The 12,126-nt window shown below is 45.3% G+C and carries 9 protein-coding genes and 1 other RNA gene; 1 reads left to right on the top strand and 9 read right to left on the bottom strand.

Going from position 1 to position 12,126, the window contains the following annotated elements; all coding sequences use genetic code 11:
* Positions 1 to 303: 303 nt before the first annotated feature.
* The 3 genes from H6F98_RS21195 to H6F98_RS21185 form a co-directional block, all read right to left on the bottom strand.
* Positions 304 to 870 (bottom strand): Uma2 family endonuclease, encoded by a 567-nt coding sequence (locus H6F98_RS21195; RefSeq protein ID WP_192220668.1) that lies wholly within the window; start codon positions 868 to 870, stop codon positions 304 to 306.
* Positions 871 to 900: 30 nt separating this feature from the next.
* Positions 901 to 2,097 carry a GNAT family N-acetyltransferase gene (locus H6F98_RS21190; protein ID WP_192220667.1) on the bottom strand — a complete coding sequence of 399 codons (1,197 nt, stop codon included), beginning with the start codon at positions 2,095 to 2,097 and terminating at the stop codon, positions 901 to 903.
* Between the two features lie 121 nt (positions 2,098 to 2,218).
* Complete coding sequence (locus H6F98_RS21185) at positions 2,219 to 2,935, bottom strand: RibD family protein (protein ID WP_192220666.1); 717 nt, start codon at positions 2,933 to 2,935, stop codon at positions 2,219 to 2,221.
* 465 nt (positions 2,936 to 3,400) lie between these two features.
* Between H6F98_RS21185 and H6F98_RS21180 the strand changes: the two genes are divergently transcribed.
* Entirely contained in the window at positions 3,401 to 5,419 is a 2,019-nt protein-coding gene (locus tag H6F98_RS21180) for an ATP-binding protein (protein WP_313929907.1), read from the top strand.
* Here the strand turns inward: H6F98_RS21180 and H6F98_RS21175 are convergent.
* The 6 genes from H6F98_RS21175 to groL form a co-directional block, all read right to left on the bottom strand.
* A complete protein-coding gene (locus tag H6F98_RS21175) occupies positions 5,410 to 6,471 on the bottom strand; it encodes a Gfo/Idh/MocA family protein (protein WP_192220664.1) in 1,062 nt (353 codons plus the stop codon). The two genes, H6F98_RS21180 and H6F98_RS21175, sit on opposite strands and share 10 nt — an antisense overlap.
* Before the next feature lie 184 nt (positions 6,472 to 6,655).
* Entirely contained in the window at positions 6,656 to 7,369 is a 714-nt protein-coding gene (gene rnc / locus H6F98_RS21170; protein ID WP_192220663.1) for a ribonuclease III, read from the bottom strand.
* 119 nt (positions 7,370 to 7,488) lie between these two features.
* Positions 7,489 to 7,934: RNase P RNA component class A (gene rnpB, locus H6F98_RS21165), an RNA gene on the bottom strand.
* Positions 7,935 to 8,087: 153 nt separating this feature from the next.
* Positions 8,088 to 8,717: a hypothetical protein gene (locus H6F98_RS21160; RefSeq protein WP_192220662.1), complete on the bottom strand. Its 630-nt coding sequence runs from the start codon at positions 8,715 to 8,717 to the stop codon at positions 8,088 to 8,090.
* A 67-nt stretch (positions 8,718 to 8,784) separates the two neighbouring features.
* Positions 8,785 to 9,939: a magnesium/cobalt transporter CorA gene (corA, locus tag H6F98_RS21155; RefSeq protein ID WP_192220661.1), complete on the bottom strand. Its 1,155-nt coding sequence runs from the start codon at positions 9,937 to 9,939 to the stop codon at positions 8,785 to 8,787.
* Between the two features lie 417 nt (positions 9,940 to 10,356).
* Positions 10,357 to 12,027, bottom strand: a complete 1,671-nt coding sequence (gene groL, locus H6F98_RS21150; RefSeq protein ID WP_192220660.1) for a chaperonin GroEL — start codon at positions 12,025 to 12,027, stop codon at positions 10,357 to 10,359.
* Between the last annotated feature and the right edge of the window lie 99 nt (positions 12,028 to 12,126).

Genomic DNA, 12,126 nt, shown 5'->3' with positions numbered 1-12,126 from the left:
TAAAACTCCGGGCTAACAGCTCAAGTCCAATCAGTTGGGCTGAATTTTATATAGAGTCTACTTTAGTGGCTTGATATTTGAAGCAGGGACTTGAGTTTATAGCAGATAATGGGACTGATGCAAAATCTAAACCAAAGAAATTGTAAAGCTGGAGAAACAGCAACAAATCCAAACTCTCAAAAGTCAGATTGAAGACTTAAAATCTAAAAACCCCGTGCTATTCTCAACCGATGAGAATATTATATTCAGCTTATTGGTAATTTACCTAAATTGAAAATCTTAATTACTTTGATCACTACTTGTTCAAGACTTTTCAGGCAGTCTCGCTTCTCCAAAAACTTGCTGGGGAGTAAGTTCCAGTCCTTCCAAAAGCGAGTCAGTTAAAGCAGTAGCTTTTGTATAGGTTCGTGGTGGCGCATCTGGGTAGAAAACCGTGATGCTTCTCGCCTGAGGATCGACAACCCAAACCCTTAATACTCCAGCTTCCAGATAATCTGTCGCTTTCTCGGCTAATTGTCCAAATGTTTGTCCCGGTGAGATGATTTCAATTACCAACTCAGGTGGTACGGAACAAGCCTTATCCTCCATCACATCGGCTGGGAGGCGCTGATAGGAAACATAGGTCAAATCTGGCACTGGTACCCAATCTTCACCGTTACGTTTTAAAGTTATTGCCCATTCTGGATAAACTTCACCTTGCCCCCGACACCATTCGTAGATGAGCATTAACAGAGTTCTCTGCAAAGCTGAATGAAACCGTTTAGGCGACATCTTAGGTACTGCCTCACCATCGACTAATTCATACGTCACATCTGACTCTGGTATTGCCAAAAACTCTTTGAGCGTTAATCGATTTTGAATCTGTGGCATTGCTAAAAAACCTCAAATCAGTTAGCTGCATTAGTCCTGAATACAGATGTTAATTTCCCGCTTACTAAAAGGTAAATCCTGATTAATCGCGTCTATTTCCTCTTGTTCCATAGCATTTACTTCACCAATGTAGTTCCGCAAAATTTGGGTGAGTCGCCCGTTGTAGAACCGATGCAGACTATGGTTCGGTGTTGCTGGAAAGCCGCGACGCCTCTTGTGCCGCCCACCTGCACCAGGGTCAAACATCTGAATGCCATTAGCGATCGCCCATTCAATCGGCGTATAGTAGCAGGCATCAAAATGTAAGCAATCAAACTCCTCAAAACAACCCCAATAGCGCCCATAGAGTTGGTCACCCTTGGTTAAACAGAAAGATAATCCGACTGGGTGGCGGTCATCATCCTCCCGATAAGCCGCGACTAATAAAACGCGATCGCGATAGTTGGGATACAACTGCTCAAAAAACTTGCGGGTGAGATACTTACTTCCCCAATAAAACTTATCGCAGGTGCTGCTGTAGAAGCTGTAGATCGTCGGAAACAAGGATTTAGGAATCTCCTCACCCTTAAGCGTTTCGAGGCGCAGTCCCGCCGTTGTCACCGCTTTACGTTCCCGCTTGATATTGCGGCGTTGATTGGCATTAAAGACACTCAAATAGTCATCGAAGCCACCAAAGCCGTTATTCTGCCAAATATAGCTGTGGTGCAACCAGCTTGTGAAACCGTGACGTTCTAGTACAGGTCGCCACTCAGGGTCAACGAAGAGAAAGTGACAACCCAAAATGCGGTTCTTGTCACAGAAATGATCAATTGCCGCAACCATCAACTCCGTCAACTCATCCTCATCTTCTCCTGGTGCGATCAAAAATCGATAGCCTGTCGCTGGCGTAAACGGTGTCATCCCTAGCATTTTCGGGTAGTAGCGCAAGCCTAAACGCTGAGCTAAATCTGCCCACTGGTGATCAAAAACAAACTCACCGTAACTGTGACCTTTGATATATAAAGGTGCTGCGGCAATTAGCTGTCGATCTCGCCAAACGGTTAGGTGATTGGGTAACCACCCTGTCTTTGCCGTAGCACTACCCGATGTTTCGAGATTATTCAACCACTCCCATTCCAAGAACGGTGTCTTCAATGGTTGAGCAAAGGCATCCCAGTCTGTTTGGGGAATATCAGCGAATCGGTTAACCCAGGTAACGGAATACTCAGGCTGGGATTGTTGAACCATTTGGGAAATCCAGGGTAAAAACTTGTGAAAATAGCGCGTCATCAGCAGCAGCGCTTGCCTCTAATTCCAAAGATAAAAACTGCTTTTAGGTTAACTAATCTTTACCAAAAAAAGCTAGGCACTATGAACCGTGTTGCATCCGATAGTGTAAAAATACCTCTTGCTCAATCGTTTGAACGTTTAACAGCTCTAGGTGCCGAAACTGTGGTGCAGAAAATCCCTCCCCGTCTACAGGCGTTGGTGCCGCTATGCCGCCAACAATCAACGGGCAAACGGTCAGCCAAAATTCATCAATCAAATCCGCCGCCATCAAAGACGCTACTAATTCGCCGCCCCCTAGAACAGCTAAGCGTTCTAAACCAAGCTGTGTTAGTTTTTGGAAAGCATCGATCCAATCAAACCCTTGTTCAGATGTATTAGCGACAATAATTCGCTCAAAAGCTCCAACGACCACTGACTCTTGTTCCTGCCAGCGTTTAGCACCAGTTTCTGTTGTCAGTAGCCAGCGAGGTACTTCCTGGCGAAAGAAGCGTAATTGTGGGTCAAGTTCAGCCAAACGGGAGCAAACAATCTGCACTGGCTGCGGCGGTACTCCACGCTGTTTTCGGAGTTGCAGCCATTCAGGATTTGAGACACCCAGGGTCGTGCCATAGGCGCGGAGCGTCCCCGCACCGAATAAAACACCATCAGCCAGGGACACTTGTTTTTCCAGATGTACCCGATCCGCCTGGGACGAAAATCGAGTAGGCGATCGCGTTACATCTGCAATTTTGCCATCGGCACTCATGGCGAGAATTATCGTCGTATGAGGTCGATTAAGAGCAGATTGGTCAGGCATAGCTATTCAGTTAGGAGAGAAAAACCATAATGGAAGTCCGGAGATTCAGTTGGTTTATTGTATAGCTTCAAAATGAAGATTAGCTTCTGGAACCCAGAAGAATGTTGAACCGTTTTAGGATGGAGACGAGTTCTATAAAAGCAACCCTCTATAGAAATGAATACTCCTCAAGCCTGTTTTAATGGCAAGTGGCTCACTGTTTACCAAAATTTAAGATGACACTGAAGCGATTCTGTACTAATATTCGCTTCTCACGCTGCCATCAACTCAGCAGGAAACAAGTCAATCTTCATCCCCCTTCTGGGATAAGTCCCTCATCTACTGTATTTATATTGTTGCTGGGTTTTCTACTTCATTCCTCCACTCTGATGTCCTATGGCTAAGCTAGGTCAGTCCTCCTTTCGCCGCATCCTGTTGACACGCCTTTTGCTGCTGAGCGTGCCCATCTTACTTATGGGGGTATATGTGACCTACCGAAAAGCACGCTCGACGCTTCTGAAAACTGCTGGTCAAAACCTCACAGAAAGCGCTGCGAGAAAAGGCGAAAGTATTCAAGAAATAATTGCCGCTCTCCAATCAAACCTAATAAGCGCGAGTGAAAGCGTCGTCTTCAAGTCACAGTCACCAGCAGGCTATCAAAAATTTGTCGAGGAACTTGCTCAGCAACTGCCGAACCAAATCCAGTGTGTGCAGTTGAGTAATCTTCAAACTAAAGCCGTTGTTGCTAGTACCTGTGGGAATCAATTCATAGAACCCTCTTCAGAAACGTTGTGGTTCCAGGAGCGAGGGTCAACACCAATCACTCGCTCTCAGGTTGATGTGAAGGTACTATTACCTCAAGACCAGCCACCTTCTGAAACAGGAAACATCAATCAACTCAACGCAGAGAATCAACTGAAACTCGTATTCAGTGCCCCAGTCTATAATGCTGCCGATCAACTCCAATATGCCTTAAGTATCCATTCTGCTCTGCTACAACCAAAAGAAACACCACCAGGTTCATTGACTGGCTATCCAGTGGTGATTAGCCAGTCGGGTATGATTCTTGCTCATCCCTCCCTAGAGCGAGTGGGGCGCAACATCGAGCAGGAGGTAGAGGCAGAACCACTTCAGCGAGTCCTCACAAGAGCGATCGCAGGTCAGCAAGCTTTTGAGCATCTGTTTTACTTTGAACAAAATAACGTAGAATTGCTTGCTGGCTATACTTCCATTACAAGTCCAGTTACAGGGGAAGCGAACCAAAAGTGGACAATCTTAGCAGTTACTCACATAGATAGTGCCCTTGCAGGCCTCAAAGATATTCAGCAAGTTCTCTTCATCCTCACCTGCTGTCTAATTGCCGCCAGCCTGTTGGCAACTTACTATATCGCTCACGATTTAGCGATGCCATTAGAGAAACTCACAGACTATGCCTTAAATGATTCAGAGCTACATTCTACAGGCAAGATTCCTCGTAATTTTAATATTCGCGAATTTAATCAATTATCCGAAGCTCTTGAGGGGATGATTTCGCGCTTGAGACATTGGGCAGAAGAACTGGAAACAGCCTGGAAAGAAGCACAAACTGCAAATCAGCTTAAGAATGAATTTCTTGCTAATACCTCCCATGAACTGAGAACCCCACTCAATGGGATTATTGGCTGTCTGCGACTGGTACGTGATGGCTTTTGTGATGATAAAGAAGAAGAACTAGATTTTTTACAACGTGCTGATGATGCGGCAATCCACTTGTTAGGCATTATTAATGATGTTTTGGACATTGCAAAAATTGAAGCAGGTAAACTCTCGGTAGAAATGGAGCCGATTGACTTACGAAAGTTGCTCAATGAAGTGATTAATTTACAAGCCGTTCCCATTCAAGAGAAAAATCTCCAGTTCAACACGACAGACTTGCATGAGATTATTCCTGTGCGTGCCGACCCAGCGAAACTCAAGCAAGTGTTACTGAATGTGGTTAGCAATGCTGTTAAGTTTACAGATGTTGGCAGCATTACGATTAGTACACGGATTGAGCCGATCGCTGAACAACCGATGATGTCGTCAACAGGCAATCTGTCGCCAAGTTCTCGCTCCTTGTACAATCTGAGTGCGAAGAAAGCAAAAGCGACAAACACTGATCAGGGTAATGACTACGCTAATTCCCAACTTTCCTCCTCTCAAGTTTTTGTCACTGTGAAGGATACGGGAATTGGTATCGACCCAACTCAACAACAGAAACTCTTTCGTCCCTTTGTGATGGTTGATGGCTCAACAACTCGTAAATGTGGTGGCACAGGGCTTGGTCTAGCCATTTCACGAAATTTAATCGAACTGATGGGAGGTCGCATTACTCTGTCAAGTGAGGGAGATGGTCAAGGGACTACAGTTGAGATTAGCTTGCCGACCATTGAACCTTCGCTGTTGCTCACAGGCGAATCACAGGCATTAAATGGTGTTACACCGATGAGTTCAGCAGATTCCAATGGAGCTGTTACTCAATCGTGATGCTCTAGTAACTGGGGAACAACGACTGGCTGTCCTCCCTGGTGCAGGGATTGTGACAGACAGCTCAAAATTTGGACGAGTTGGGCACCAATCCAGCCAGAGGAAGCAGGTGAGGGTTGATTGGAGCGGATCGTTTTAAGAAAGCGATCGCATACTACTCTCAGCGGTTCAGTGGCTTCGATGTCGAGTACTTCACAGTACTGATTGCGAGGAGTAAAGCGATCGCCGTTGTCTTCCAAATGCCCATGATGGAGAATTAGGGGCGTAAAGCCGTGCATTTCATCAAAAATCAATGTTCCTTGTGTCCCCACAACCCCAAGACGCCGTTGTTTATCTGGGTTGAGCCAACATAGGTGAATCAAGGCTTGGAAGCCAGTCGGATAGGTTAATGTGACCTGTACGAAGTCAGCTAGACCTTTGAGAGGTGATAGGGGATTTTCTTCTCCATTGCCTCTTTGTAGCCAAGTGCGACCCGTTGCTTGTACCTTCATGGGTAAGTGCCCTAACCAGGTGTTAAAAATTGTCAGGTCGTGAATGGCTAAGTCCCAGAGAGCATCTACATCCTGACGTACTGGCCCTAAATGGGTGCGAGTCGCATAGCCATAGTGTAGTTCTCCTAAGCGTCCTGACTGAACAACCTCTTTGCCACGCTCAACGGCTGGATGAAAGAGATAGGTATGGTCAACTATGAGTTGTCGCTGCTGTTGTTCAGCAAGGTGGCACAGTTCCAAGCACTCAGCGACATCGAGAGTTAAAGGTTTTTCTGCCAGGACGTGATAACCTCGCCGCAGAGCATCTGCAATCAGACTGTAATGGGTACTGGCTGGAGTTGCGATCGCAACTGCCTCAAGCTCAATGCTTCTATGAATAGCGTCCCAATCCGTTGCTAAAACCACACCAGTATCCAGATTGAATTGTTCTTGGCAGACTGCTAAGCATTCTGGGTTTTGATCGACCACTCCCACTAGCAAGGCATCGGGGTGTTCTAAGAAGTTCCGCAGCAGGTTGATGCCCCAACGACCTACTCCCAATACGGCAATCCTCGTTTTCATCAAGATTTTAAGTTAATTGATCGCCGATTACAGTTCATTACACCTCTCGTAAAAGTCAATTAATGCCAGGTTGCTGTAGTACTTATCACCCTTTTATTTGGCATTTATGCAAGAGAATTCATGAATTTTCGTACACAACTCTCAGGATGAAAGTCTCTTTACCCCAATCACCAGTTTCCAGTCTCTAGTCCCCACTCATCACTTTTGAAAATGCCTGTTTCGCTGCTGCTTGTTCTGCTGCTTTTTTTGATCTCCCTGTTCCTTCACCTAAGTATCGGTCTTGAAGCCAGACTTCTGCTGTAAATCGCTCGGTATCGCCATGCACGGAGCTGGTTTCTTTAAGACGATACTGTGGAAGTAGTTTATAGTGGGCTTGAGTCCATTCCTGGAGAGCGTCTTTATAATTCTGGCGGGCTGGGTCTTTGCGAATTTCAGTGGCTAAGTGCTGTAAGTGAGAGTCTAGCCAGGGACGCACAAGTTCCAGAGTGTGGGTACTCAAATAAAGTGCCCCTAACACGGCTTCAAAGGCATCAGCTAGCCTTGATGTTTCACCTGCCATGTCACTGGCAGCACTACTAGAAACTAGTAGGTAACGATCTAGTCCGTAGCCTTGAGCAATTTGGGCAAGAATGCGATCGCTCACTAGAACTGAGCGAATCGCCGCAAATTCACCGACTAAAGCTTCAGGATAGGTTTCAAATAACAACTCTGAGGCGGCTATCCGCACGACTGCATCACCAACAAACTCTAACTGCTCATAGTTGGCTTCAGCAGAAATACTAGGGTGAGTCAGGGCAAGGTCAAGAAGTCCCCACTGCACCGGAGATTGCTCAGGTAATCCCAATTTTTGAATCAACTGCCGTAGTTGCTTCTGACGGCGAGCGTCTGTGAGAGTCATTCGATTTTGGATTTTAGACTTGTTCTTTGAAAGGAAATCTTTTTTCTACCCATCATCCCATCTCCCCATGTCTCCCCATGTCTCCCCATCACCTCATTTTCCATATAGTAAGGAGAAGGGGGAGAGAGCAAGTCATAAGCCGGGTTCTGTTCTCACTTAGCCGCGTTCTCGCGACTCAGCAGGGCGGTTATCTATCTGGGACGTTTGTTACCAAACGCCTCAAGCGGCTCTATGAAGCGGAACTGGTAAAAGACTAACCGTAGTTCCTTTGACCTTGCTCCCAACCGGGGTTTACCGAGCCAGCACCTCTCGATGCTGCTGGTGCGCTCTTACCGCACCTTTGCACCCTTACCAAATTTGTTATTCATCCGTTGTTAATAGTTCCTTGCAAACAACAAAGAACCAATAACCAATAACCAACAACAAACAGGCGGTATGTTTCTGTGGCACTATCCTCACGGTCACCCGCACTGGGCGTTACCCAGCAAGTTTTGTCTTTCGGGAGCCCGGACTTTCCTCAGACTCCCTGTTATCAGGGAATCCGCAACCACCAACGCCTACTCTCTCCCTTTTCCAGTCTAGTCGTGTTGAGGCTTCAACTGATAGCTGCTTAAGACATCTTTTCTTCCCTTCTGCCATCTGCTCCTGCCCTGGAGCCTTTCTTTGTAAGTGTGGTGTTGGGTGTTCTTCTTGGAGGCAAAGGAAGAGATTGAACAGATTATTTCTTAGATTTTTTAGGTTTCAAGGCAAGGGTGAGGGCTTTTTTCAAGCGTAATTTTTTAACAATGAACGGAAGGCGTAGGTTATAGCCTTGTTCTACGTTAACAATAGGGTCAGATATCCTAAAAATTAATCTGAAGAAGAACTTACCATTGTTTTGAGCCGCTTTTTTGAGCTTGTCTGTTTTAAATAAAGGAGCAATTAAATCTTCATTACTCACTTCTTCTTTAATAGTTTGGCTAGGGAGAACAAGACTCGGCTCTTGAGCGGTTTTTTGCTCTGTAGTAGAAGGAACTACTCGAATGACTCGCTGAGCAACTCCATCAAAATCGGTAATAGAACACTGTTTCCAGTCTACAGTAATCGTAGACTCTTGAGAAGTATTTTTAATAGTAATAGGTAGAGTTTTAAAATCTTCAAGTTTATAACTTGGTTTGAGCTTAAAACTTATTCCCATTAACTCCCCTATGCTTTGATCTTCCAGCGTATTACTCTCTAGCCTGTTACTTAGATCTTCTGAATCTACTTCAACTGTTATTTGGCTATCTAGAGATTTATAGGCTTGATAAAAAACATAAGTAACAATAATAAAGTAAACCGTTAGTATCAACAGATTGCGGCTATCCATTATAATGACTTCCTCCAAGGGTTAAGAATGAACTATTGACAAAGTTCAGTCCTATGGTATTTATGTTTTAGTTCTTCTTGATTGTTGAAAAATTCTCAAACCAGCCCCGTCGCCAGAAAAAGTAGACTAAGCCACCAGCGGTTACAAGCATAGCAGCCAAACAGGCTGGATAGCCCCAATACCACTCTAGTTCTGGCATATTCCAAGGCGATTTTTCTGTATTGAAATTCATCCCATATATCCCAGCAATAAAAGTTAATGGGATAAAAATGGAGGAGACAATTGTTAGAAACTTCATTATTTCGTTCATCTTATTCCCTACAGAGGATAGATAGACATCCATTAGACCAGAAGCTAGTTCACGATAAGTTTCCACCATATCTATAACCTGAACCGTGTGGTCATAGCAGTCTCGTAAATAAATTCGCACATCAGGGCTAATTAGGTCACTACCATCACGAATCAAGATATTAATAGCTTCTCGCTGCGGCCAGATTGAACGACGAAGGGCTAGCAATTCCCGCCGAATTTGATAGATTTTTTGTATAGTTTGACGGGTTGGGTTGGTGACAACTTCATCTTCTAATTCTTCAATTCTTTCCCCATAGTTCTCTAGTACTGGGAAGAAGCCATCAATAATTGCATCTAGTAGGGTGTAAGCTAAATAATCAGCTTTTTGCTTGCGGATGATGCCTTTGTTTTTGCGAATGCGATCGCGTACTGGACCAAAACAATCTCGTTGCGGTTCCTCTTGTACCGTAAGCAGGTAATGTTTTCCCAAGATAAAACTAACTTGCTCAATCCAAAAACCAGTTTCTTCTTCTTTAAGCAGCACCATCTGTAAAATGATTACCAAATGGTCTTCGTAATCCTCTATTTTTGGCCGCTGAGGTACATTTACCACATCTTCCAAAAGCAGTGGATGTAACTCAAAAACATCACCTAAGCGCAGCAAGACATCTTTACTACCTAAACCTAGAACATCTACCCAGGAAACCGACTCCGTATCTAGAAAAGGGATACAAGCTTCTGGGGTTGCCAGTGGTACGCGAGTGGCATTAGCTTCGTTGTAATCAATTAAGACAATTTCTGTTGGTGTAGCATCTGCTTTAATGTTTATGAATCCTGGCGCACTTCCCTGTTTATCATAGTAATAATCAAACAAATCTTCTTCTTCAGGCTGTGCAGCCAACTCTGCTTCCGGAAAACGTCTTTGTGTCATGTGAACTACCTCCTCTTCATTATCTGCACGACATGATTAATAGAAAAAGTTCTTAATTGAACTTATTTGTCTCTTAATACCATTGCCGTGAATCAAGCCCACATATCCGCTGAATTTGCAATTATCATATCTATCAAAGACATAAACATGATGAATTCTAAGAGGATTGATAGTTAATAGAATCCTCGCGCTATTTTGTAATCTAATCTCTTCCAAAGTTTCCTCAAGGATATGATTGGGTAAATTTGGCAACTGGTATAACAAGGCTACAGACTAAAGAATTTTTTCAGCTAATCAGCCTCTAAACCTGCGATCGCCTAATCCAGTATTACTGCAAGAATCAGCCAGCGCAATAAAAAAGCAGCCTGTCCTTGAGAAACAAGCTGCTTTCAAAATTTATACCGGGAAGGTAAGGGATTACATCATGCCCATGCCGCCCATGCCGCCCATACCGCCCATACCGCCCATGCCGCCCATGCCACCCATGCCGCCCATGTCAGGAGCAGCAGCTTTCTTCTCAGGCTTCTCAACAACCAGGGCTTCAGTGGTCAAGACCATACCAGCGATCGAACCAGCGTTTTGTAGTGCTGAGCGCACAACCTTAGCAGGGTCGATGATACCAGCAGCAATCAGGTCTTCAAATTCATCGGTAGCAGCGTTGTAGCCAATGTTGACATCGCTTTCCCGCACCTTCTCAACGATGACGGAACCCTCAACACCAGCATTGTCTGCCATCTGACGTAGGGGTGCTTCTAAGGACTTAGCAACGATGTCAGCGCCGATTTGTTCTTCGGCATCTAGACTACCTTTGATATCAGCAATTTTGGGAATCAAGCGAATCAGCGTTGTCCCACCGCCAGGAACGATACCTTCGTCCACAGCCGCTTTTGTCGCGTTGAGAGCGTCTTCAATCCGTAACTTGCGGTCTTTGAGTTCGGTTTCAGTCGCTGCACCAACTTTGATAACGGCAACACCACCAGCAAGTTTAGCAATCCGCTCTTGCAGTTTTTCTTTGTCGTAGTCGGAGTCAGTTTCTTCTAACTGTCTGCGGATTTGAGCAACCCGCTTTTGGACATCGTCTGTTGTTTCGCCAGCAACGATAGTTGTGCTGTCTTTGTCGATGGTGACTTTCCGAGCTGTTCCTAGCATCTCTAGGGACACAACATCAAGGCTCAAGCCGACTTCTTCAGAAATCATCTGACCGCCAGTGAGAACGGCGATATCTTGTAGCATCGCTTTACGGCGATCGCCAAATCCAGGAGCTTTGATTGCCGCTGCATTCAAGACGCCTCGTGCTTTGTTCACAACCAACGTTGCTAACGCTTCCCCATCCAAGTCTTCCGCAATAATCAGCAGGGGTTGACCAGCACGCGCTACCTTCTCCAGCACCGGAATTAAATCCTGGATGCTGCTAATTTTTTTATCGGTAATCAGGATGCGGGGGTTTTCATATTCCACCACCAAGCGCTCGTTGTCCGTAACGAAGTAGGGGGAAATGTAGCCGCGATCTATCTGCATCCCTTCCACGACTTCCAGTTCTGTAGTCAAGGATTTCGATTCTTCAACGGTGATGACGCCGTCCTTAGTGACTTTGTCCATCGCTTGGGCAATCATTTCACCGACTTCATCATCGTTACCCGCAGAAACCGTCGCCACTTGTGCGATCGCACTTCCAGCAACTGGCTGCGCCATTGTCTCGATTTCTTTGACCAAATGAGCAATGGTTTTGTCGATACCCCGACGTACAGCAACGGGATTCGCACCAGCCGCAACGTTTTTCAGTCCTTCACGAATCAGCGCCTGAGCAAGCACGGTCGCTGTAGTCGTGCCATCACCTGCGATATCTTTCGTCTTGGACGCGACTTCTTGAATCAGTCGAGCGCCAGTATTTTCTAATGGGTCTTCGAGTTCAATTTCTTTAGCGACGGTGATGCCATCGTTAACAATCTGGGGTGCCCCATACTGCTTTTCTAAAAGCACATTACGACCTTTTGGCCCTAGGGTAATACGGACGGCATCGGCAAGCGCATTAACGCCTCGCTCTAAAGCTCGTCTTGATTCTTCGTTAAATGAAACGATTTTTGCCATAAGTTTGCTGTGTTGGGCTGTCTCCATTAGCAAATTTAGCACTCAAGGCGAGAGAGTGCTAATAAAATTGCTATCGCTGATGTAGGGATTTCCCTAATT

Source organism: Microcoleus sp. FACHB-SPT15, assembly GCF_014849525.1.
GTDB lineage: Bacteria > Cyanobacteriota > Cyanobacteriia > Cyanobacteriales > Coleofasciculaceae > Symplocastrum > Symplocastrum torsivum.
This window is presented reverse-complemented; position numbering and strand designations above follow the sequence as displayed.